Source organism: Frigoribacterium faeni (assembly GCF_007988805.1).
In the GTDB taxonomy this organism is placed as follows: Bacteria; Actinomycetota; Actinomycetes; order Actinomycetales; family Microbacteriaceae; genus Frigoribacterium; species Frigoribacterium faeni.
In genome coordinates this window covers 1-22,908 of record NZ_BJUV01000044.1, presented here as the reverse complement: position 1 = coordinate 22,908, position 22,908 = coordinate 1, and the positions used below count along the sequence as shown (strand labels likewise).

Here is a 22,908-nt window from a genome sequence, read left to right as displayed (position 1 = left end):
AGCAGGGCCACGGCCGTCGCGGCAGGGGTCGGCTCGCCGGCCGCCGTGAGCAGACCGCGCGGCCCGGTCGTCTCGAAGAACGACAGGCTCGCGACGCCGGGCACGGCCAGAGCGAGCGCGCTCGAGACCGTCCAGGCGGCCAGGGCGGAGGAGGTCTGCCGGTGGTCGACGGTGGCGGGGTCGAGCCGTTCGGCCTCGTCGGTCGGTCCGTCCCCCGAGGTGGCGACGGCGTTGAACCGCGGCCGGAGGGTGATCGGGCCGACGTGCACGCGCCCGGTCGTGGTCGACTCCTCCGCCAGGGCGACCGCCTGCCGTGCGACCAGGCGCTGCATGTCGATCGACTCGATCAGCTGGTCGGTGTCGGTGGCGTGCATCTCGGGGGTGACGCTGAAGGTCAGCGCGTCGAGGTCGCCGGGCAGGTCGTGCCGCCCTCGGTTCAGCTCGGTGAAGTGCGACCGCGCGCCGCCCACCCGTTCGGCGGTCACGCCGGCCGCGTCGAGGGCCTCCCCGAGGAGGCGCGAAGCCGTCGGTCCCGTCACGTGCGTCGTCCGCGAGAAGACCCCGACCCGCGCCACGGGGCGCCCGGCGAGGGCGGCCGCCGCCTCGCCCAGGGTGGTCGGGTCGTCGGTGACGAGTCGCACGTCGAGGGGTGCCGCCCCCGCCTCGGTGGCGGCTCGAGCGAGGTCGTCGCGCCAGCTCGTCGACGCCGGGTCGAGCTCGACGAGCACGGCGGCGAGGCCCGGTGCGCCCGGGCCGGGCTGAGGGGGAGCCGCCGACGCCGGGCCGGCCCCGACGCCGATCCCGGGGAACGCCGCACCCGTCGCGACGAGCCGGATCGGAGTCGAGGCGGGGTGCCGCGGGGGTTCGGAGCCGCCGCGTCTCGTGACGGCGAGGGCGATGCTCTGCCGCACCGCGCCTCCGGCGGGGATCTCGTAGGGGAACGGCCGGTCGAGGGGGCGGCTGTAGGTCTTGAACGAGGCGTCGGTCCAGTTGCGCTGGTCCTCCATCTCGAAGACCTCGCCGTGCAGGTCGAGAGCGAGGGCGAGGCCGCCAGCGGTCCACGCCAGCGCGGCGACGTCGCGGGCGGGCTGGTGCGGAGCGATCTCGAGCGGGAACCGGGTCCCGGTCGACGAGCCGTCGGGGTGGACCACGGTCAGGGCGGTCCCGGCCAGCACGGGCGGATGGAGCACGACGAGGCCGGCGCGGTTCCCCCGGTAGGGCGCCGCCGCGGTCGCCTGGAGAGCGATGGTGAGCGAGTCGGCGGTCGCCTCGAGGGTGACGGCCCCCACCAGATCGATGCCCGGTGCGGTGAAGCGGACGTCGAGGCGGAGCGCGTCCCCGTCGTGGGCGGCTGCGCCGGAGACCGTCGCGGCCGTGCCCCAGTCGTGGTCGCGGACCACCGCGCGCACGCCGCGCAGCAGGGTGACCCCGTCGAAGCGGATGTCGGCGACCTCGTCGCCCCGCAGCTCGACGAGCCACGGGCCGGCCGCCAGCTCGACGGGTGCCTCGGTCGACTCGGACCACGCGTCGTCGCGGGCCCGCCGGAGGTCGAGGCGCGCCGCGGAGGTGACGTCCCGCCACGCGACCGGTGCGTTCACAGCGCGGTCATGCCGCCGTCGACCGCGAACAGGCTCCCGGTGGCGAACGCTGCGTCGTCGCTGGCGAGGAACACCATGACGCCCTCGACGTCGGCCGGGGTGCCCGCGCGACCCAGGGGGATGCGGCCCACGATGCCGGCCCGCGCCTCCGGGTCGTCGCGGATCGCCGTCACCAGGCCGGTCTCGGTGTAGCCCGGCACGACCGTGTTCGCCCGGATGCCCTGCGCGGCGTAGGCCGCCGCGACGGTGCGGGTCAGGCCGTGGATGCCCGCCTTCGACGAGCTGTAGGCGGTGAACTCCGCGCCCTCGCCGGTGAGACCGGTGGGGCTGCCGGTGAGAATGAGGCTGCCGCCGGCGTGGGCGAGCATGGACCGCACGGCGTGCTTCACGGTGAGGAACGTGCCGGTCAGGTTGGTGTCGATCGTGCGGCGCCAGACCTCGAGGTCGAGGTCGGCGACGGGGGCGTCCTGGCCGAACAGCTGGATGCCGGCGTTCGCGACGACGACGTCGGGCGCCCAGCCCGCCGCCGCCAGATCGGCGAAGGCCGACTCGACCGACGACTCGTCCGTGATGTCCATCGTGACGCTGCGTGCCGTGGCCGACTCCGTCGGCGCCCCGTCGGCCGCCGCCGCCGCTGCTGCCGCCGTGGCGGCCGTCTGCGCGCGGTCGCCGTCGCGATCGGCGAACACGACGCGGGCGCCCTCGGCGACGAAGCGACGAGCCACCGACTCGCCGATCCCGGCCGCGGCCCCCGTCACCAGTGCGGTCCTGCCTGTCAGTCGTCGGGTCATCGCTCCGTCACCTCTCTGTCCACGGTCGGGGTCAGTCTGCCGCACGATCCGGCCGGCCCGCGCCTCCCGCCGCAGGAATGCCCGCCGCACCCGTCGGGTTGCACGACACATGACGTCTCCCGCGACCATCGGCATCCTCGGCGCCGGCAAGGTCGGAACCGTGCTCGCCCGTCTCTTCCACGCCGCCGGCCACCCCGTGCTGCTGTCCGGCTCGGGCGACCCCGCCCGCATCCGGCTGATCGTCGACGTGATCGCGCCGGGCGCCCGTGCGGTCCGAGCGGAGGAGGCGGCTCGCGAGGCCGACGTCGTCGTGCTCGCCCTGCCGCTCGGCAAGCTCGATTCGGTGCCGGTCGACGCGCTGGCCGACACGATCGTGGTCGACGCGATGAACTACTGGTGGGAGACCGACGGCATCCGCGACGACCTCGCCGACGTCCGGCAGTCCACCAGCGAGCTCGTGCAGCGGCACCTGCCGCGTTCGACCGTCGTCAAGGGCTTCAACCACATGGGCTACCACGACCTCGACGAGGGCGCGCTCCCCGCGGGCGACCCGTCGCGCAGCGCGATCGCCCTCGCGGCCGACGACAAGGAGGCGCTGGCGGTCGTCGCCGCGCTGGTCGACGCGATCGGCTTCGATCCGGTCGCTCTGCCCACGCTGGCCGACGGCATCGCCCTGGAGCCGGGCTCGCTCGCCTTCGGGGCGAACGTCGGCGCCGAGGAGCTGCGTGACACGGTGCAGGACTTCTGGTCGTCGCAGCGCGGTCTCGCCGTGGCACGGGTCCGCGGTCGGGACGTGACGCCCGAGCTCGCCTGACCCGCGCCTCCTGACCCGCGCCTCCTGCCCCGGTCGGCGGCGCCGGTCGTCGCCTCTAGATCTCGAGCGCGGCCGCGTCGAGCGCGTCGCTGATGCGGTCGAGCTGGGGCAGGGCGCTGGCGATCGCCTCGTCGGTGCCCGTCGTCGACAGCACGAACTGGTAGGCCGTGTTGAGCGAGTCGACCGTGCCGGCGCCCTTCTCGCTCAGGCTGAGATGCAGGCTGCGGCGATCGCCGGGGTGGCTCGTGCGGACGATGTAGCCGCCCTTCTCGAGCCGGTCGATCACCGCCGTCGTGGCCCCCGACGAGAGCACGAGGTCGCGGGAGAGCGCCGACGGGGTGACGTCGTCGGCGTCGGCGATCGCGAGCAGCGCCGAGAGCTCGGTCGTGCCCATGCCGAGCACCTTCGCCGTGTGCACGCGGTAGCGGCGGTTGGCGTCGTTCAGGCGCTGCAGGGTCGACCCCAGTCGGATGACGGACTCGGGAGCGTTCTCGGGTATCTGCGGGATGTCGCGGGGCACGTGTTGCTCTCTGGCCGGCCTCACGGGAGGAGGGCCGACGGGTAGGGGACTCCTGGTCAATATAGGGGAACGGCCGCGACCACGGCGCGGCTCCAGATCGAGTACGTCCGGGTGTAGCGCTCCTCCCGCGACTGCGGCACCCACAACCGGTCGGTGAGGTCGGCGGGGAACGGGGCGACCACGACCCGGGGGTCCTCGGCCGCCACGACCCGGGTGCGCCGGTTCACCAGGGAGGCGCGGTGCCCGGCCGCGATCCGGGCCGGCCTGGTGAGGCTGCCGGCGTTCTCGAGCGGCGGGATCTCCGCGACGACGACCCGCGCATCCCGGGGGAGCTGTCGGAAGAGGGCGTCGAGGGTCGCACGGAGGTGGGTCTCCCACGTGCCGGCCGACACGAGGCGGAGGCAGTCGGAGATGCCGGCCATCACGACGACGAGGTCGGTCCGCGCCAGGTCGGCGGCGTGACGGGACGCCGCCGCCGGCCCGTCGGCGAGGGAGTCCCTCGACAGGGTCGAGATGGCCCAGTGCGAGCCGCGGCCGGTGACCCGCTGGTGCTCGCGCGCCACGAACGCCGCGATGCTCAGCTCGTTCGTCACGACGCCGAGGTTGATCTCGCCCCGTTCACCCAGGACGAGGATGCGCTCCGGGCTGTCGCCGGCGACCACCCCGCGCGAGGCGTCGACGGGGTAGATGTCGCCCGACTGGTCGGCTCGTCGGAAGAAGAACGAGACCAGGTGAACCAGCCCGGCGGCGAGTCGGAGGGGGTGCTGCCCCCGCGGTGGGATCGTGACCATGAGACCTCGAAGCGGACGTGCGACGGTTCACACGCGCGGTGAGGCGGCCGCACCGCCGGGAGGTGCACGGCGGCCACGCCCAGCGCACGACGTGTGACTGGACGTCGGCGGGGGCCGGGCCGACGCCCCAATCTAAGCGATCGGGCGCGCTTCGTCGAGGTCCGGCCCGCGGGTAGGCAGCGGACGACGGCCACCGTGCCAGGGGGAGCGGGCCGATCCTCCGGTCAGTCCCGGTGGGTCCGCTCGGCGTCGGACACGTGCTCGAGCCGGGTGGTCGTCGTGGCGGGATCACCCGGGCCCCTCGCCCGGTCGGCTCTCCGGCGATGCCGCCTAGCGGCCGGCCACGATGTCGTCGGCGTTGTCGAAGATCCAGTCCATCAGCGGGACCAGGTGCCGGGCGAGGTCGAGTCCGCGCGGGGTGAGCGAGTAGTCGACCCGCGGCGGGATCGTGCCCTGCGCCTCCCGGTGCACGATGCCGTCGGCCTCGAGCGTCTTGAGCGTGGCGGCGAGCATCTTCTCGCTGATGCCCTCGATCTCGCGGCGGAGCTCGCCCCAGCGGAGCGACCGCTGCTCGAGTGACAGGAGCACGAGCACGCCCCACTTGCTGGTGACGTGGGTGAGGACCGTCCGCGACGAGCAGCCGGCCGGGAACCGGCTGGTGGATCGATCGGCGGGAGGCGCGGTCAGCTCGTCGAGGCTCATCACGACAGCTTACGAAAAGGTGCGTACCTGCGGATGGGAAGTCATGTCGGGTGAGCCGGGTTGGCGTGAGTACGCAACCGAAAGGAACACCATGTCGATCATCGTCACCGCCGCCTCCGGGCAGCTCGGCCGTCTCGCCGTCGAGGCCCTCCTCGCCCGAGGCGCCGCCCCCGAGAGCATCGTCGCCACCTCGCGCGACGTCTCCAAGCTGTCCGCCTTCGCCGACCGCGGCGTGCGCACCGCCGTGCTCGACTACACGGACCCGGACACCATCGCGGCCGTCGTCCAGGCCGACGACGTCGTCGTGCTGATCTCGAGCGACGCGGTCGGTCAGCGACTCGACCAGCACAAGGCCGTCATCGACGCGGCCTCGACCGCGGGCGCCGCTCGCGTGATCTACACCAGCGCGCCGAAGGCCACGACGTCGACGCTGATCCTCGCGCCCGAGCACAAGGCGACCGAGGAGCACCTCGCCGCGTCGAGCGTGCCCGCCACGGTCCTGCGGAACGGCTGGTACACCGAGAACTACGCCGGCGAGGTCGCCACGGCCCGCGAGTCCGGGGTCGTGTCGGCCAGCGTCGGCGACGGCCGGGTGGCCAGCGCGAGCCGCGCCGACTACGCCGAGGCCATCGCCGTGGCCGCCCTCGACGAGTCGACCAGCGGTCAGGTGTACGAGCTGTCGGGCGACCACGCCTGGGACTGGAACGAGCTGGCCGAGGCGGTGTCGAGCATCACCGGCACCCCGGTCGTCTACGAGCCGCTGACGCCCGAGCAGCACGCCGAGCGCCTCACCGGCTTCGGCCTCGACGAGGGCACGGTCGGTTTCGTCGTCGCCCTGGACGGCAACATCCGCGACGGTCTGCTGGCCGAGACCAGCGGCGACCTGTCCCGTCTGATCGGCCGCCCGACCACGCCGCTCGCCGAGGGGCTCGCCGCCGCGCAGGGCTGACGCGCCCCGCCGCGCAGAGCGGACGCGCCCGGCCTGCGCCCGGCACCCACGAACCCCGTTCGCGGAGATGACCCCCGACCCATCGGGATCCATCGTCGCGAACGGGGTTCGTCGTCGCGTGGAGCGCCGCGCGGGATCGGCCCCGCGACACACGGCGTCATGCGGTGTCACACGGCGAGACAGAGCGTCGACCGCCACCCCGCGCCTCCCTATGCTCGGCGTCACCCGAGGGCCCCGCCCCGGCCATGACGCAGGAGGAACGATGATCAGCCTCGATCAGCTGACGAAGGTCTACGAGACCGGGTCGACGCGCAGCACCGTGCTCGACCGCGTCGACTTCTCGGTCGCCACGGGCGAGATCGCCGCCGTCGTCGGCCCGAGCGGGGCCGGCAAGAGCACGCTCGCCCAGTGCGTCACCCTGCTCGAACGCCCCACCTCGGGCTCGGTCGTGGTCAACGGCGACGACCTGACCCGGCTCGGCGAGCGCGACCTGCGTGTGGCGCGTCGGCGCATCGGCACCGTGTTCCAGTCCGACGGCCTGTTCGGCCGCCGCACCGCCGCCCAGAACGTCGCGCTTCCGCTCGAGTACCTCGGCGTGACCAAGGCCGAGACGAGGCGCCGCGTGGCCGAGCTGCTCGACCGGGTCGGTCTCGGGCATCGTGCCGACGCCCGCCCGCACGAGCTCTCGGGCGGTCAGCGCCAACGGGTCGGCATCGCGCGCGCCCTCGCCCTGCGCCCCACGGTGCTGCTCTCGGACGAGGCCACCTCGGGTCTCGATCCCGCCTCCACGGCGTCGATCGTGGCGCTGCTGCGCGAGCTCCGCGACGACCTCGGCCTGTCGATCCTGTTCATCACCCACGAGATGGACACGGTGCTGCAGATCGCCGACAGCGCGGCGCGTCTCGACCACGGCCGCATCGTCGAGCGGGGGCGCGTGCTCGACCTGCTGCGCGACCCCGCGTCCGACCTCGGCGCCGCCCTGCGCCCTGCCCGCCCGGCCGCCGAAGCCCCCGGCGGCACGGTCACCTGGCGCCTCGACTACGTGTCGCCGGACGTCCCCGCCGACTGGCCCGCGCTGATCGGTCGGGCCGTCGGCAGCACCGTCGCCCTGCTCGGCGCGTCGATCGAGAGCCTGGGAGGCGCGAGCGTCGGCCACGCGACGATCGCCGTCCCCGAGGCGGCCGGTCCACGACTCCCCGGGGTCGCCGCCGCGCTCGGCCTCGCCGCCCGTCCGCTCGGCGCACCGTCGTCGGCCCCGGACCATGAGGTCCCGGCCGCGGAGGTCGCCGACACCGCGCCCGAACAGGAGCTCGTCCGATGAGTCTCGTCAGCATCCTCGCCACCGTTCCGCTCGCCGCACCGGCGACCGTGCTCGCCGCGGGCACCAGCCCGTCGTCGGCCTACGACAACTCGGTGCCCATCGGGGAGATCCCCGCTCTGGTGCTGCCCGCGCTCGGCGACACGTTCGTCATGGTCGGCATCGTGATGGCGATCGTCGTCGTGGTCGGGGTGCCGCTCGGCGCGCTGATCCACAACCTCGGTCCTGCGGGCCTGGTGCCGAACGCGCCCGTGCACACGGTGCTCAGCGCCGTGATCAGCGTGGGGCGTTCGCTGCCGTTCCTCATCCTGATGGCGTCGATCGTGCCGTTCACCCGGTTCGTGACCGGCACGAACATCGGGATCGCCGCCGCCGTCGTGCCGATGTCGATCGCCGGCATCGCGTTCTTCACCCGCATCGTCGAGAATTCGCTGCGCAGCGTCCCCTCCGACCGGGTGCGGGTCGCCACGGCGAGCGGGGCCTCGCGGCTGCAGATCGTCCGCACCGCTCAACTGTCCGAGGCGCTGCCCAGCCTGATCGGCGGCTTCACGATCAACACCATCGCGATGATCGAGTACTCGGCCATCGCGGGCACGATCGGGGCCGGCGGCATCGGCTACGTGGCCGTCACCTACGGCTACCAGCGCTTCGACCACACGGTCATGATCGTCACGATCGTGCTGTTGATCGCCACGGTGGCGGCCGTCCAGCTGCTCGGCGACCTCGCCGTGCGGGCGACCAGTCCCGAGCCGGTCCTCCGGCGCCGCTGGTGGCGTCGCCGCGCGACCGATCTCCCCCCGACGGCCGCCGCCCTCGTCTGAGGCGAGGCGCCGTCGCGGTCCCGCACCGCGCCTCCTCGTCCCGATCCCGCGGTGCCGCACCGCGCCTCCTCCTCCACCCCCCCCATCCCGTCGCAGGTCGCCCCTGCCCTCACCCCCGAGGATCGTCATGCCCGAGAACACCCCCGCCCCCGAGAACACCGTCCCCGCCGCGGACCACGGCTTCGAGCTGAAGCGGCGACGCCGCTGGCCCTGGATCGCCGGAGGCGCGGTGGCGGCGGCCGCGGTCGTCACCGCGATCGTCGTGCCCCTCACCGCACCCGCGAAGCCGGCCGTGGCCGAGGACGGTGCCACCCTGACCGTCGCCACCGCCGAGGGGAACGCGTCCGAGCAGGCGCTGGTGCAGTTCGTCGCCGACGAGGTGGCGCCGAAGTACGGCATCACGGTCCAGTTCAAGGGTCTGAGCGACAGCAACACGATCAACCGGGCCGTCAGCGAGGGCGAGATCGCCGGCACGGTCTACCAGCACGAGCTCTGGCTGAGCCAGGTGCTGGCGTCGAACCCCGACTTCAAGGAGGAGGCGGCGGCCCCGGTGTTCCGCTGGGGCTTCGGTCTCTGGTCGTCGAAGTACAGCGACGTGAGCGAGCTGCCCGACGGGGCGACGGTCTCGCTGTACTCCGATCCCGCGAACGAGGCGCAGGGCCTCTGGGTGCTCGAGCGCGCCGGCCTGATCACCCTGAAGGACGGGGTCGACAAGGCTCACGCCACCCAGGACGACATCGCCACGAATCCCAGGAACCTGCAGTTCACCCTGCTCGACTTCGCCGCGCAGTCGCGCGCGCTGCCCGACCTCGACGCCGCCGTCGGCTACACCGAGTACTACCTCGCGGCCGGCGTGCCGATCGAGCAGCAGATCTTCGCCCCCGCCGCACCCGACGAGTTCGCCGGGCAGCTGACCATCGGCAGCGACTACGCCGACGAGGAGAACGTGAAGAAGCTCGTCGCCGCATTCGAGGACCCGGCCGTGCAGGAGTTCCTCGCGACCGACCCGCGCGTGAAGGGCATCCTGCTGCCGCTCGACGCGAAGTAGGAGCCGGAGCCGGAGGCGGACCCGGAGTCGAGGAGGCGCGGGCGGGCGCCCGCGCTCATAGGGAGTTCATCGGCGGACGAAAGGATGCGCAAGGGCGGGGCGGCGATGCTCGACGAGTCGGTGACGAACCGACCACCCATCGATCAGAGCCGAGCCGCGTCGACCCTCACGCGGTGCATCGGCCGAACCCCACCGAGAGGCCCGCCATGAGCCGCATCCCCGAACCCGAGACCACGCCGGACGGCCCCGCCTACGAGGGCCGACTGCTCGACCGCGTCGACGAGGAGGTCGTCGACCAGGGCGTCGCCTTCGACCTCCGCACCCTGGTGAGCCGTCGCGGCGTGCTCGGCATCCTCGGCCTCGGCGCCGGATCTCTGGCGCTCGCCGCGTGCACCTCGGCGGCCGGCACGTCGGGCTCCGGCTCGACCGGCACCGCGACGGGCACCGCCACCACCACGCCGACCGACGGCGCGACCGCCGGCACGACGACCCTCCCCGCCGGGGAGATCCCCGACGAGACGGCCGGCCCCTACCCGGGCGACGGCTCGAACGGCGTCGACGTGCTCGAGCAGTCCGGCATCGTCCGCAGCGACATCCGCTCGAGCCTCGACGGCGGCACCACGGCCGCCGGCGTGCCGATGACCCTGAGCATGACCGTGCTCGACATGGCGGACGACGACGCCCCGTTCGCCGACGTCGCCGTCTACGTCTGGCACTGCGACGCCGCCGGCGGGTACTCGATGTACTCCGACGGCATCGAGGACGAGACCTACCTGCGCGGCGTCCAGGTCGCCGACGCGACCGGCACCGTGAGCTACACGTCGATCTTCCCCGCCTGCTACTCGGGCCGGTGGCCGCACATCCACTTCGAGGTCTACCCCGACGTCGATTCGATCACCGACTCGACGAACGCCATCTCGACCTCGCAGATCGCCCTGCCCGAGGACGTCTGCCGGGTCGTCTACGCCACGACCGGCTACGAGGCGTCGACGGCGAATCTCGACCAGGTCAGCCTCGACAGCGACAACGTCTTCAGCGACGACAGCGGCGCTCTGCAGCTGGCGACCGTCACCGGCGACGCGACCTCGGGCTACCAGGTCTCGCTCACGGTGCGGGTCGACACCTCGACCGCCCCGACGGCCGGCTCCGCCCCCGGCGGCGGAGGCGGCGGCACCCCGCCGCAGGCCCCCTGACCCCCGACCTCCTCACCTCGCTCGAAAGGCACCCCATGGGACTCCTCCAGAACCTCACCGGATGGCATGCCGTCATCATCCTCGCCGTGATCCTCCTGCTCTTCGGCGCCGCCAAGCTCCCCGCCCTCGCCAGGAGCGTCGGTCAGTCCATGAGGATCGTGAAGGCCGAGATGAAGGAGGCGCCGGGCGACGGACAGGACGCCACCGCCTCCCGAGGCGCCGCCTCCACCCCCACCGGCTCTCCGGCGGCCGTCGCGCACGACGACCCGCGCTGATGACCGCGACCGCCCCGGGCGCACGGTCGCGGTCGGCGATGCCGCTGGCCGGGCACCTGAGGGAGGCGCGCGTCCGACTGCGCCGCGCCTCCCTGGCCCTCGTGGTCGGGCTGGTGATCGGCTGGCTCATGACCGACGCCGTGCTCGACGTCCTGCGCGGGCCGGTCACGGCGCTCGCCGAATCGCGCGACGCGACCCTGAACTACACGAGCGTCAGTGCGGCGTTCGAGCTCAAGACGACGATCGCGATCTGCCTGGCGGTCGTGCTGTCGGCCCCGGTGTGGCTGTGGCAGCTGCTCGGCTTCTGCCTGCCGGGGTTGACCCGGCGCGAACGCCGCTGGACCCTCGGCTTCGTCGCGGCCGCGGTGCCGCTCTTCGCGGCCGGGTGCGTCGCCGGATTCGCGGTCTTCCCGCACATCGTCGAGGTCCTGGCGCAGTTCGCGTCGACCGACGACAGCACCGTGCTCGACGCCTCGGCCTACGTGACGTTCGTGCTCACGCTGGTCGTCGCGATGGGGATCGCCTTCGTCCTGCCGGTCGTCGTCGTGCTGCTCAACGTGATCGGCGTGCTGCCGGGCGCGACGGTGCTGCGCGGCTGGCGGGTGGTGCTGATCGGCATCGTGCTGTTCTGCGCGGTGGCGACGCCCGCCGCCGACGTCACGTCGATGTTCCTGCTGGCGGTGCCGCTCGCCGTGCTGTTCGCGGCCGCCGCCGGCGTCGCGCTGCTGCACGACCGCGCCGTCGCGCGCCGAGCCGCCCCGGACGCCGCGGACCCTCTCGCGGCCGTCGCCGACCCCGTCGCCGCCTGACCCGACCCGTCATCTCCGAGAGGAATCGCCATGCTGGGACTCACGTTCGAGAAGCTCGTGCTCGTCGCGATCGTCGCCGGGTTCGTGCTCGGGCCCGAGCGGCTGCCGCTGGTCGCCGCGCGGATCGCCGCCGCGGTCCGGGCGCTCCGCGGTCACACCGATCGGGCCCGCGAGCAGGTCCGCCGCGAGCTCGGCCCCGAGCTGGCCGACACCGACTGGGCCGCACTCGACCCGCGCCGCTACGACCCGCGCCGCATCATCCGCGACGCGCTCGCGGACGAGCCCGGCGCCGCACGCTCGGGCGCGGCGCCCCATGCCGTCACGCTGTCGCCCGCCGCGGTCGCGCCGCCGGCCGCCGAGCCGGTCGCGGCCGCCGAGCCGTGCGCGGAGGAGCCCGCTGCGCCGAGTGGGCCGGCCGGGTCGACCGCGCCCGCCCATCCGGCAGAGGGGGAGTCCGCTGCCGCCCCCTCCGCCCCGCGTCCGCGCCGGGGTTCGGACGGCCACCTCATCCGGGTGCCCGACGCGGTCGAGTCGCCCCGCGCCTCCTCGGCTCCGGCTCCGGAGGTCGCGCCGACCCGGTGAGGCGCCCTCCCGCCCATGAACCCCGAAAGCGAAGATGAACCCCCGTCAAACGGGGTTCATCTTCGTTTCCGGGGTTCTTCGGGCAGCTCGACCCACTCCGAGTCTGTGTTTTTCTGTGTTCGTCTTGTTTTCTGTGGGGTCATCGACGTAAGGTCTCGGTGAACGCGGCGAGAACCACCTCCGCGAGCACGCCGAGACGACGACGAGGTCACCGAAGATGTACGCGACAGAACGCTACGAGTCGATAGCCGACGATCTGCGGACCGTCGGTCGCGTCTCGGTCGCCGATCTCGCCGCCCGCTTCGACGTCACGCCCGAGACGGTCCGCCGCGACCTCGACCAGCTCGAGCAGTCGGGCGTGCTGCAGCGCGTGCACGGCGGGGCCGTCGCCGCCGGTCGGTCGAGCATCCGCGAGCTCAGCCTGTCCGAGCGCGAGGCTCAGCACTCGCCCGAGAAGACCGCCGTCGCCGCCGCGGCCGCGCGCCTCGTGCCGCCGACCTTCACCGGGTCGGTCGCGATCGACGCCGGCACGACCACCGCCGCCGTCGCCGCGCAGCTCGCCGGCTGGGTGCCCGCCACCCCCGGCTCCGTCCTCACCGTCATCACGAACGCCGTCCCGATCGCCGCCCTGCTGCAGCACAGCCCGCACATCGAGCTGCACCTGCTCGGCGGACGCGTCCGCGGACTCACCAGCGCCGCGGTCGGCACCTCGACCGTCGAGCAGATCCAGGCCCTGCGTCCCGACGTCGTCTTCGTCGGCGCGAACGGGGTCAGCGCCGGCTTCGGCCTGTCGACCCCCGACGAGTTCGAGGGCGCCGTCAAGGCCGCCTACGTGCGCGCCGGCCGTCGGGTCGTCGCCGTCGTCGACCGCACCAAGCACGGCGAGGAGGCGCTGGTCCGGTTCGCGCGCCTCGCCGAGATCGACACCGTGGTCACCGACGCCGCTCCCGCCCCCGACCTGGCCGACGCCCTCGAGCAGGCCGACGTCGAGGTGATCGTCGCATGACCGCCGCGACCCGCGACCCCGCGTCCCCGCAGAAAGCAGCACGAATGATCCTCACCGTCACGGCGAACCCGTCCCTCGATCGCACCATCGAGCTCTCCGCCGAGCTGCAGCGCGGTGCCGTGCAGCGCTCGGCGAGCACGACCGACGAGCCCGGCGGCAAGGGCGTCAACGTGTCGCGCGCCCTCGCGGCCTCCGGCGCCGAGACGGTCGCCGTGCTGCCCGGCGCCCTCGACGACCCGGTGCTGGTGGCCCTGCGCGAACGCGGCGTGCCGACCGTGAACCTGCCGATCGCCCAGCGTCTCCGGGCCAACGTCACGCTGACCGAGCCGGGCGGCACGACCACCAAGATCAACGAGCTCGGCCCTGATCTGAGCGCTCACGCGGACGACCTCACGGCCCTCGTCGTGGAGCACGCGGCCCTCGCCTCCTGGCTCGTGCTGGCCGGCTCGCTGCCGCCCGGACTGCCGACCACCTGGCTGGCCGACGTCGTCCGGGCCGTGCGCGCCTCCTGCGGCGAGGCTGCTCCGCGGATCGCCGTCGACTCGTCGGGGGAGCCGTTCGCGGCGCTCATCGCCTCGGGCGTCGGCGTCGACCTGGTCAAGCCCAACGCCGAGGAGCTCGCCGAGATCGTCGGCGGCGACCCCGAGGCGTACGAGGCCGACCCCGCCTCGGCGGTGGCCGGGGCGCGGCGTCTGCGCGAGCTCGGCGTCGAGACCGTGCTGCTGACCCTCGGCAGCGCGGGCGCCCTCCTCATCGACGACGAGGGCTCGTGGTTCGCCGCGGCCCCCGTCATCACCGCCCTGAGCACGGTGGGCGCCGGCGACTCGTCGCTGTCCGGCTACCTGCTCGCCGAGACGGCGGGCGCCCCGGCACCCGCCCGTCTCGCCCAGGCCGTCGCGTCGGGAGCCGCCGCCGCGGCCCTGCCCGGCAGCATCGTCCCCTCCCTCGACCAGACCTTCCCTGACGACATCGACGTCGTCCCGGTGGCCCCCGCGGCCGTCGGGCACCTCTGAGCAGCGTCGCCCAACCCCAAGGAGCAGAACAGCATGTCAACCCTCATCAGCACCGACCTCGTCGGTCTCGACGAAGACCTGGGCGGCACGTCGACCGACGTCATCCGCGCCCTGGCGGCGCGCGTCGCCGCCTCGGGCCGCGCCGGCTCGGCCGACTCGCTCGCCGACGACGCGATCACGCGCGAGGCGTCGGTCGGCACCGGCGTCCCCGGCGGCATCGCGATCCCGCACGCCCGGTCGGCCTCGGTCACCGAGCCGACGCTCGCCTTCTCGCGGCTGGCCCGCACGGTGCCGTTCGGCGCGCCCGACGGCGACGCGGACATCGTGTTCATGATCGCCGTGCCCGAGGGCGCGGACAGCGACCACATGACGGTGCTCTCGACGTTGGCCCGCGCGCTCATCCGCGACGACTTCACCGCCGCCCTCCGGGCCGCGAAGACGCCCGCCGACATCGTGACGCTCGTCGACGACGAGGTCAGCGGCGAGGTCGCGGAGACGCGCGGCACCACCGGGACCTCGACCGCGGACGCGACCACCGCCTCCTCGGCCGCCGGTGCCGACGGCGCCCGCCGTCCGAAGCTGGTCGGCGTGACCGCCTGCCCGACCGGCATCGCGCACACCTTCATGGCCGCCGACGCGCTCGTCGCCGCGGCGAAGCGCCTCGGCGCCGACCTGCAGATCGAGACCCAGGGCTCGTCGAAGGTCACCCCGCTCGACCCGGCCGTCATCGCCGAGGCCGACGCGGTGATCTTCGCGGTCGACGTCGACGTGCGCGACCAGTCGCGCTTCGCCGGCAAGCCCGTCGTCCGCGGCCCGGTCAAGCGCGGCGTCGACGCCCCCGACGCGATGGTGAAGGAGGCCCTCGCGGCCGCCACCGACCCGAAGGCCACCCGCGTCGGCGGCTCGGCCACCGCGGGCGAGTCCGCCGCGCAGGGCAAGCAGAGCTTCGGCTCGTCCCTCAAGCGCTGGTTGCTGACCGGCGTCTCCTACATGATCCCCTTCGTCGCCGGCGGCGGCCTGCTGCTCGCCCTCGGGTTCCTGCTCTCGGGCTACGAGATCGCGGGCAACGCCGCGACCGTCCTGACCGACTACTCGCTGACCAACCTGCCGCCCGAGGGTCTGCAGTACTTCCTCGGCGCGGCCGCGTTCCAGATCGGCAACCTGTCGATGGGCTTCCTCGTCGCCGCCCTGGCCGGTTACATCGCTTACGCGATCGCCGATCGTCCCGGCATCGCCCCCGGTTTCGTCGCCGGTGCCGTCGCCGTCTTCATGGGCGCCGGCTTCATCGGCGGTCTGGTGGGCGGTCTGCTCGCCGGCTTCGCCGCCTACTGGATCGGACGGCTCGACGTGCCGCGCTGGCTGCGTGGGCTGATGCCCGTCGTGATCATCCCGCTGCTCGGCTCGATCTTCGCATCGGGTCTGCTCGTGCTCGTGCTCGGCGGACCCATCGCCGCACTGACCGTGGCGCTGACCGACTTCCTCAACGGTCTGAACGGCGGCGGCGCGATCGTGCTCGGCGTCATCCTCGGCCTCATGATGTGCGTCGACCTCGGCGGCCCGGTCAACAAGGTCGCCTACTCGTTCGCCGTCGCCGGGCTCTCGGCCGGTTCGCTGACCGACAACCCCGCGCCGCTGATGATCATGGCCGCCGTCATGGGCGCCGGGATGGTCCCGCCGCTCGCGATGGCTCTCGCGTCGACCGTGCTCTACCGCAAGGGCTTCACGCAGGTCGAGCGCTCGAACGGCACCGCGGCCTGGCTGCTCGGCGCCTCGTTCATCTCCGAGGGCGCGATCCCGTTCGCGGCGGCTGACCCGCTGCGCGTGATCCCCGCCAGCATGGTGGGAGGCGCGGTGACCGGAGCCATCTCGATGGCCGCGGGCGTCACCTCGCAGGCCCCGCACGGCGGCATCTTCGTGTTCTTCGCGATCGGGAACCTCGGCATGTGGGTCGTCGCGATCCTCGCCGGCACCGTGGTGAGCGCGTTCGTGCTCGTCGGGCTCAAGAAGTTCGTCCGTCGCTCGACGCCCGCCGGTGCCGACGCGTCGGCCGAGGCCGCCGAGGCCGGTTCGGTCGTCGGGCAGCGCAGCCCCGTGGCGGCGTAACGCCCCTCGACACCGCGAAACGGGCACTGCACCGGGACTGGTCCTGGTGCAGTGCCCGTTTCTCGGTGCAATGCTGCGGCGGCGCGGTGCGGCGCGGCGCGCCCGCCGCTACTCGGTCTTCTCGGTCTGCCACTGCTCGGGTGCGCGGTCGCCGTTCGGGCGCACGGGGCGCACGTCGCCGACGATCGGGATGGCCCGCTTGCGCATCGCCCAGAGGTACCGCACGGTGAAGTGCGTCAGCGTCGACAGCCGGTTGCCGTTGCCGAGCAGGCTGGTGATGTGCACGAAGACCCAGAGCAGCCAGGCGATCGGCCCGGTCATGGTGAGACCGTTCGGCAGCTGCACGACGGCGGCGTTGGTGCCGACCGTCGCCATGGTGCCCTTGTCGTGGTACTTGAACGCCGTGAGCGGCTTGCCCGCGAAGAGGCGCTGGATCTGCTCGCCGATGTGCTCGCCGCCCTGGATCGCCGGCTGGGCCAGCTGGGCCAGGGCGTCGTCGGTCGCGGCGATGTCGCCCGCGGCGAAGATGCAGGTCAGGCCCTTGACCGTGAGGTCGTCGTTGACCTGGATGCGTCCGCCGTGGGTCTGGGGCACGCCCCAGCCGGCGACCTCGGCGTGCGCGGCGACGCCGGTGGCCCAGATGACGAGCTCGGCGGGGATGAACTCCCCGTCGACGGCGACGACGCCGTCGGGTCGCACCTCCTCGACGCCGGTGTCGAGGCGCAGGTCGACGCCGCGCTTGCGCAGCACCTTGGCGGCGTACCGGCGCAGGCGCGGGGCGAAGGGCTTGAGCAGCTCGCCGCTGCGGTGCACCAGGGTGATGGTGATGCTCGAGGCGTCGATCTCGGGGTACGCGTCCTTCAGGGCCTGGTCGCGCAGCTCGGCGAGCGAGCCGGCCATCTCGACGCCGGTCGCGCCGCCGCCGACGATGACGACGCGCACCTCGCCGCTGCCCTGCGAGGCGGCCGCGTTCTCGAGCTGGGTGAAGAGCTCGTCGCGGATGCGCAGCGCCTGCGATCGCGAGTACATCGAGTAGGCGTACTCGTACGCGCCCTTCGTGCCGAAGTAGCTGGTGTTGACCCCGTTGGCGAGCACGAGGGCGTCGTAGGCGATCTCCTCGCCGTCGCGCAGCGTGATGATGCGCTCGTCGGGGCGGATGGTCGTCAGCAGGCCGTGGCGGAACTCGGCGTTGCGCTGCTTCGACCGGAGGCTGCGCAGGAAGTACGTGACGTCGCCCGCGTTGAGTCCACCCGTCGCCACCTGGTACATGAGCGGCTGGAACATGTTGTAGACGTGGCGGTCGATGAGGGTGACGCGCACATCGGCGTGACGGAGGGCTCGCACGGCGGCGATGCCGGCGAAACCGCCACCGACGACGACGACGTGCTTACGGGGGTCTTCGCTCATGCTGAGCTCCTGCGGGTGTCGATGGTCTTCGGATCGCCCTCGACCCCTGGATCTCGGGGCCCGGTGACGAGCCCGCCGCGAGTTTACTCGCGTCGGACGCCGCACCGGACCAGTGTCCGAGGAGGCGCGGGTCGGCCCGAGATCGCTCCTCGCGCCGTGAGCCTCCCAGGTGAATGCCAGCCTCCGCACGGCGTCTTGCCATGCACTGGGTGCGTCGGTGCACTTAGTGTAATGACGTGACCGTCAAGAGCCTCGCGCCCGACCGCCGTGCCGCCCTCAAGGCGAAGCACCGGCTGGCGATCGTCGACGCGGCCGACGCGCTGATCGCCGAGCGCGGCGCCCCGCGGTTCAGCGTCGACGAGCTCGCCGAGCGCGCCGACGTCTCGCGGCGCACCGTCTTCAACCACTTCGCCTCGCTCGACGAGGTCGTGATGACCGCCTGCACGCGCGTGCTGACCGGCGCCGTCGACGAGTTCCGGGCGGCGACGGCCGCCACCCCGGTGGGCGACGGCACCCCGGCCTCGATGTTCTCCGAGATCACCGCCGCCATGCGGGGCATCGACCTCCCGGCGGTGATCGCCTACCTGTGGAGCGTCCTCGGCGACGACGGCGCCGACCCGCGTTCGCACCACCTCATCCAGGACGTCTTCACCCGCACCACCGACGAGCTCTCCACCGAGCTGGCCGAGCGGGGCGGCGACGCCGACGGGCTCGAGGCGCAGATCCTCGTCAGCTCGCTGATGAACGGCATCGCCGTCGTGGCCCACCGCTGGATCACCACCACGGGTTCGGCTCTCGATCCCGAGTCGCGGGCCGTATGGGACGACCTCCTCGACCGGCTGATCGCCACCGTCCGTCGAGGCTACGAGCCCGCCGACCGTCCACCGGCCGGCTGACCGCCGTCGGCCGCCGCCCGCGACGGCCGACCCGCACCTCCTTCTCGACGACGCGACGCGAGGCTCCACCACCACCCGCACCACACCGCACCACCACCTGGAGGAACCCAGCACCATGGCATCCCTGCTCTATCGACTCGGCCGGTTCGCGGCCCGACGGGCGTGGACGGTCGTCGTCGCGTGGATCGTCGTCCTCGGCCTCGCCGGCGGCGCGTTCGCGCTGTTCGGCGGCACGCTCACGAGCGCCGTCAGCATCCCCGGCACCGCCACCCAGAAGGTCAGCGACGAGCTGGCCGACAAGTTCCCCCAGGCCAGCGGAGGCACGGGCACCGTCGTGTTCACCACGACCGACGACACCCCCTTCACCGACGACCAGAAGACCGCCATCGGCGACCTGCTGACCTCGACCGAGAAGCTCGACGACGTGAAGGGCAGCACGAACCCCTTCGACACGCAGGCGCAGCTCGAGGACCAGCAGCAGAAGATCACCGACGGCCGTCAGCAGATCACCGACGGCACGGCCCAGCTCGACGCCGGACAGCAGCAGATCGACGACGCCCAGGCGCAGCTCACCGCGGGCCAGCAGCAGCTCGACGCGGCGCGCGCCCAGGCCGAGGCCGCCGGTCAGCTGGCCGCAGCTCAGGCGCAGCTCGACGCCCAGCAGGCGCAGATCGACGCGGGTCAGAAGCAGATCGACGACCAGCAGGCCACGCTCGACACGAACCGCACAGAGCTGGAGACGCAGAGCGCGACCCTCGAGGACGGCGCCGCCCTGCTGGCCCTCGCCGCGGACATCCGCCAGGTCTCCACCGACGAGACCACGGCCGTCGCGACCATCCAGTTCGACACGGCCCTGAACCTCGTGCCCGCCGAGGCGAAGGACGCCGTCGTCGCCGAGATGAACGATGCGACGATCGACGGCGTCCAGGCCGAGGTGTCGAACGACATCGCCGCCTCGATCCCCGAGATCCTCGGGCCGGGCGAGGTGGCCGGCGTGGTCATCGCCGCCATCGTCCTGTTCGTCATGCTCGGCACCCTGATCGGCGCCGGCCTGCCCCTCATCAACGCCCTGATCGGCGTCGGCGTCGGCGTCCTCGCCTCGCTGGCCCTCTCGGGCACGGTCGAGATGCTGTCGGTCACGCCGGTGCTGGGGGTGATGCTCGGCCTGGCGGTCGGCATCGACTACTCGCTGTTCATCCTCAACCGCCACCGGACGCAGCTGCGCGACGGCACCCCGTTGCCCGAGTCGATCGGTCTGGCCAACGGCACGTCCGGCAACGCGGTCGTGTTCGCCGGGTCGACGGTGCTCATCGCCCTGCTCGCCCTCAACCTGACCGGCATCCCGTTCCTCGGCCTGATGGGCACGGTCGGCGCCGTCTGCGTGTTCGTCGCGATCCTCATCGCGATCACCCTGACGCCGGCCCTGCTCTCGCTGGTCGGGATGCGCATCCTGCCCAAGAAGGTCCGCGCCCGCGTCGGCCACACCGGCCCGGTGCGCGTGCCGAGCAAGCCGATGAAGACGAGCCGCGCCGTGCTCACCCTGATCGGCGGCGTGGTCGTGCTGCTGATCGTGGCGATCCCCGCCCTCTCGATGCGGCTGGGCCTGCCGGCGGGCTCGAGCGAGCCGGTCGACTCCAGCGCCTACAAGGCGTATCAGCTGATCGACGACAAGTTCGGCGCCGGCGTCAACGGCCCGCTGCTCGTCGTCGCCGACCTCGACTCCGCCGTCTCGGAGGACGACCTCGTCGCCGAGCAGGTGCGGGTCGGCACCCTGCTGAAGGATCAGGGCGACGTGGTCGCGGTGGCCCCGATCGGCGCGTCCGACGACGACACGCTGCTGGCGTTCCAGGTGGTGCCCGACGGCGGTCCCACCGACGAGTCGACCGAGCAGCTCGTCCGCGATCTGCGCGGACTCGAGCTCGACGGGGTGTCCGAGTTCGGCGTCGCCGGCAACGCGTCGGGCAACATCGACGTCAGCGAGAAGCTCTCGGCGGCCCTGCCGCTCTACCTGCTGGTCGTGGTCGGACTGTCGCTGATCATCCTGATCTTCGTGTTCCGGTCGATCCTCGTGCCGATCACCGCGACGATCGGGTTCGTCCTGTCGCTGTTCGCCGCGTTCGGCGGCGTCACGGCCGTGTTCCAGTGGGGCTGGCTCGGAGGCGTCTTCGGCGTGCACGACCCGGGGCCCATCCTGAGCTTCCTGCCGATCCTGATGGTCGGCGTGCTGTTCGGGCTCGCGATGGACTACCAGCTGTTCCTGGTCAGCGGCATGCGCGAGGCGTACGCCCACGGCGCGTCGGCCCGCCTGGCGGTGCAGCGCGGCGTGCACGCGGGACGCACGGTCGTCACGGCCGCCGCCCTGATCATGACCGCGGTCTTCGCCGGCTTCGTCTTCTCCAACTCGGTGATGATCCAGTCGATCGGCCTCGGCCTCGCGCTGGGCGTGCTCGTCGACGCGTTCGTCGTGCGCCTGCTGCTGATCCCCGCGGTGATGCACCTGCTGGGCGACGCCGCGTGGTGGATCCCGAAGTGGCTGGACCGCATCCTGCCCGACGTCGACGTCGAGGGCGCGTCCCTCGAGCGTTCGCACCCGGGTCAGGCCGCGGCCGCCGACGGCGAGCCCGAGCACGCGTCGCACGTGATCGACGGTGCGGCCCCCGACGCGGCGCCGCACGTGCCGAGCACGGACGGCCCGCCCGCCCACCGGGCGTAGGGAGTCGAGGAGGCGCGGTGCGGGACGATCCCGCACCGCGCCTCCTGCGTTCCCGGCTCCACCTCACCCGGCGGCGGGTCAGTCCAGCGGGCCCACGGCCGACTCGGCGGCGGCCCGCACCGCACCCGACACGACGGCGGCGTGCGCGGCGTCGATCTCCGGCGCGAGGAACCTGTCCGGCCCGGGTCCGCCGACCTCGGGACGCAGGGCGTCGACGACCGCCCGGGCCGGCGCGCCCATCTCGAGCGGAGCCCGCAGCTCGAGGGCCCGCGCCGCGGTCAGCACCTCGATCGCGATCACGCGGGCGAGCCCGTCGACCGCGGTGCGCAGCTTGCGGGCGGCCGACCAGCCCATCGACACGTGGTCCTCCTGCATGGCGGACGACGGGATCGAGTCCACCGACGCGGGCACCGCCAGCCGTTTGAGCGTCGACACGATGCCGGCCGAGGTGTACTGCGCGATCATCAGTCCGCTGTCGACCCCCGCGTCGTGGGCGAGGAACGCCGGCAGTCCGTTGTTGCGATGCGGGTCGAGGAGGCGGTCGGTGCGTCGCTCGGACATGCTCGCGACGTCGGCGACCACGATCGCGAGGAAGTCGAGCACGTAGGCGACGGGCGCTCCGTGGAAGTTCCCGTTCGACTGCACCCGTCCGTCGAGCGTCACGACGGGGTTGTCGACGGCCGAGGCGAGCTCGCGGTCGGCGACGAGCCGAGCGTGCTCGACGGTGTCGCGGGCCCCGCCGTGCACCTGGGGCGCACAGCGCAGCGAGTAGGCGTCCTGGACGACGGTGTGCCCCGGGTGCGCGTGGCTCGCCACGATCGGCGACCCGGCCAGCAGCCGCCGCAGGTTCGAGGCCGACAGCTGCTGCCCGGCCTGCGGGCGGAGCGCGTGCAGGTCGGCGGCGAAGACCGCGTCGGTGCCGAGCAGGGCCTCGATCGACAGCGCCGCCGAGAGGTCGGCGGTGCCGAGCAGCAGATCGAGGTCGGCGAGGGCGAGGGTCAGCATGCCGAGCATCCCGTCCGTGCCGTTGATCAGGGCCAGGCCCTCCTTCTCGGCGAGCACGACCGGCTCGATCCCGGCGGCGGCGAGGGCGTCGGCCGCGGGCATCGGCGTCCCGGCCCGGTCGCGGACCTCGCCCTCGCCCATCAGCGCGAGCGCGCAGTGCGCGAGCGGTGCGAGGTCGCCGGAGCAGCCGAGCGACCCGTACTCGACGACGATCGGCGTGATGCCCGCGTTGAGCAGGTCGACGTAGCGCTCGACGGTCGTGGGCGCGATGCCCGTCCGGCCGGTCAGCAGGGTCGAGATGCGCAGCAGCATGAGCGCCCGCACCACCTCGCGTTCGACCTCGGGTCCGGATCCGGCGGCGTGCGATCGGACGAGGCTCTTCTGCAGCTGCGTGCGCCGGTCGGCGTCGATGAAGGTGGTCGCGAGGGCGCCGAAGCCGGTCGAGATGCCGTAGTGCGGGTCGGCGTGGGTGGCGAGCGCGTCGATGACGGTGCGGCTGGCGGCCACGGCGACCCGCGCCTCCTCGGCGATCTCGATCCGGGCGTCGTGGCGGG

The 22,908-nt window shown here is 73.2% G+C and carries 21 protein-coding genes; 14 read left to right on the top strand and 7 right to left on the bottom strand.

Translation table 11 applies throughout. The features are described 5' to 3' along the window. Positions 1–1,598, bottom strand: a 1,598-nt coding sequence (locus FFA01_RS14570; RefSeq protein WP_146856911.1) for a D-apionate lactonase family protein, incomplete at its 3' end; no start/stop codon positions are given. After that, positions 1,595–2,389 (bottom strand): SDR family NAD(P)-dependent oxidoreductase, encoded by a 795-nt coding sequence (locus FFA01_RS14565; RefSeq protein ID WP_146856910.1) that lies wholly within the window; start codon positions 2,387–2,389, stop codon positions 1,595–1,597. The genes FFA01_RS14565 and FFA01_RS14570, both read right to left, overlap by 4 nt. Between FFA01_RS14565 and FFA01_RS14560 the strand changes: the two genes are divergently transcribed. Then, positions 2,334–3,203, top strand: a complete 870-nt coding sequence (locus FFA01_RS14560; RefSeq protein ID WP_244289880.1) for an NADPH-dependent F420 reductase — start codon at positions 2,334–2,336, stop codon at positions 3,201–3,203. The two genes, FFA01_RS14565 and FFA01_RS14560, sit on opposite strands and share 56 nt — an antisense overlap. Positions 3,204–3,258: 55 nt before the next feature. Here FFA01_RS14560 and FFA01_RS14555 read toward each other — a convergent pair whose 3' ends face one another. The 3 genes from FFA01_RS14555 to FFA01_RS14545 all read right to left on the bottom strand — a co-directional run bounded on the left by FFA01_RS14555 (position 3,259) and on the right by FFA01_RS14545 (position 5,216). Beyond that, positions 3,259–3,723, bottom strand: coding sequence for a MarR family winged helix-turn-helix transcriptional regulator (locus tag FFA01_RS14555; protein ID WP_146856909.1), 465 nt, complete (start codon positions 3,721–3,723; stop codon positions 3,259–3,261). 56 nt (positions 3,724–3,779) lie between these two features. Continuing rightward, complete coding sequence (locus FFA01_RS14550; RefSeq protein ID WP_146856908.1) at positions 3,780–4,514, bottom strand: SGNH/GDSL hydrolase family protein; 735 nt, start codon at positions 4,512–4,514, stop codon at positions 3,780–3,782. Positions 4,515–4,844: 330 nt separating this feature from the next. Beyond that, positions 4,845–5,216 carry a winged helix-turn-helix transcriptional regulator gene (locus tag FFA01_RS14545; protein ID WP_146856907.1) on the bottom strand — a complete coding sequence of 124 codons (372 nt, stop codon included), beginning with the start codon at positions 5,214–5,216 and terminating at the stop codon, positions 4,845–4,847. A gap of 91 nt (positions 5,217–5,307) precedes the next feature. On the opposite strand from FFA01_RS14545, the gene FFA01_RS14540 reads away from it, so the two are divergent. From FFA01_RS14540 to FFA01_RS14490, 11 genes are all read left to right on the top strand, one after another. Beyond that, positions 5,308–6,165: an SDR family oxidoreductase gene (locus FFA01_RS14540; RefSeq protein WP_146856906.1), complete on the top strand. Its 858-nt coding sequence runs from the start codon at positions 5,308–5,310 to the stop codon at positions 6,163–6,165. Positions 6,166–6,427: 262 nt separating this feature from the next. Continuing rightward, the gene (locus FFA01_RS14535) at positions 6,428–7,486 is read left to right on the top strand and encodes a methionine ABC transporter ATP-binding protein (protein WP_146856905.1); all 1,059 of its coding nucleotides are present in this window, start codon (positions 6,428–6,430) and stop codon (positions 7,484–7,486) included. Next, positions 7,483–8,304, top strand: a complete 822-nt coding sequence (locus tag FFA01_RS14530; RefSeq protein ID WP_146856904.1) for a methionine ABC transporter permease — start codon at positions 7,483–7,485, stop codon at positions 8,302–8,304. The genes FFA01_RS14535 and FFA01_RS14530 overlap by 4 nt, the downstream gene beginning before the upstream one ends. A 127-nt stretch (positions 8,305–8,431) precedes the next feature. After that, positions 8,432–9,352 carry a MetQ/NlpA family ABC transporter substrate-binding protein gene (locus tag FFA01_RS14525; protein ID WP_146856903.1) on the top strand — a complete coding sequence of 307 codons (921 nt, stop codon included), beginning with the start codon at positions 8,432–8,434 and terminating at the stop codon, positions 9,350–9,352. A gap of 206 nt (positions 9,353–9,558) precedes the next feature. Next, positions 9,559–10,545: an intradiol ring-cleavage dioxygenase gene (locus FFA01_RS14520; protein WP_146856902.1), complete on the top strand. Its 987-nt coding sequence runs from the start codon at positions 9,559–9,561 to the stop codon at positions 10,543–10,545. Positions 10,546–10,580: 35 nt separating this feature from the next. Then, positions 10,581–10,820 (top strand): twin-arginine translocase TatA/TatE family subunit, encoded by a 240-nt coding sequence (gene tatA, locus FFA01_RS14515; protein ID WP_146856901.1) that lies wholly within the window; start codon positions 10,581–10,583, stop codon positions 10,818–10,820. Then, entirely contained in the window at positions 10,820–11,629 is an 810-nt protein-coding gene (gene tatC / locus FFA01_RS14510; protein ID WP_244289879.1) for a twin-arginine translocase subunit TatC, read from the top strand. The genes tatA and tatC overlap by 1 nt, the downstream gene beginning before the upstream one ends. Positions 11,630–11,659: 30 nt before the next feature. Beyond that, positions 11,660–12,211 (top strand): twin-arginine translocase TatA/TatE family subunit, encoded by a 552-nt coding sequence (locus FFA01_RS14505; RefSeq protein WP_182501076.1) that lies wholly within the window; start codon positions 11,660–11,662, stop codon positions 12,209–12,211. A 217-nt stretch (positions 12,212–12,428) separates the two neighbouring features. After that, entirely contained in the window at positions 12,429–13,217 is a 789-nt protein-coding gene (locus tag FFA01_RS14500) for a DeoR/GlpR family DNA-binding transcription regulator (protein WP_146856900.1), read from the top strand. 44 nt (positions 13,218–13,261) lie between these two features. Then, positions 13,262–14,230 (top strand): 1-phosphofructokinase family hexose kinase, encoded by a 969-nt coding sequence (locus FFA01_RS14495; protein WP_146856912.1) that lies wholly within the window; start codon positions 13,262–13,264, stop codon positions 14,228–14,230. A gap of 33 nt (positions 14,231–14,263) precedes the next feature. After that, positions 14,264–16,333: a PTS fructose transporter subunit IIABC gene (locus FFA01_RS14490; protein ID WP_146856899.1), complete on the top strand. Its 2,070-nt coding sequence runs from the start codon at positions 14,264–14,266 to the stop codon at positions 16,331–16,333. 108 nt (positions 16,334–16,441) lie between these two features. Here FFA01_RS14490 and FFA01_RS14485 read toward each other — a convergent pair whose 3' ends face one another. Then, the gene (locus FFA01_RS14485; RefSeq protein WP_146856898.1) at positions 16,442–17,740 is read right to left on the bottom strand and encodes an NAD(P)/FAD-dependent oxidoreductase; all 1,299 of its coding nucleotides are present in this window, start codon (positions 17,738–17,740) and stop codon (positions 16,442–16,444) included. Positions 17,741–17,976: 236 nt separating this feature from the next. Between FFA01_RS14485 and FFA01_RS14480 the strand changes: the two genes are divergently transcribed. Together FFA01_RS14480 and FFA01_RS14475 are read left to right on the top strand one after the other, a co-directional pair. Further along, positions 17,977–18,636 (top strand): TetR/AcrR family transcriptional regulator, encoded by a 660-nt coding sequence (locus FFA01_RS14480; protein WP_146856897.1) that lies wholly within the window; start codon positions 17,977–17,979, stop codon positions 18,634–18,636. 115 nt (positions 18,637–18,751) lie between these two features. Then, positions 18,752–21,349: an MMPL family transporter gene (locus tag FFA01_RS14475; RefSeq protein WP_146856896.1), complete on the top strand. Its 2,598-nt coding sequence runs from the start codon at positions 18,752–18,754 to the stop codon at positions 21,347–21,349. 78 nt (positions 21,350–21,427) lie between these two features. On the opposite strand, the gene hutH is transcribed toward FFA01_RS14475, so the two are convergent. Beyond that, positions 21,428–22,908 (bottom strand): histidine ammonia-lyase (gene hutH, locus FFA01_RS14470; protein ID WP_146856895.1); only part of this gene is annotated, 1,481 nt, incomplete at its 5' end.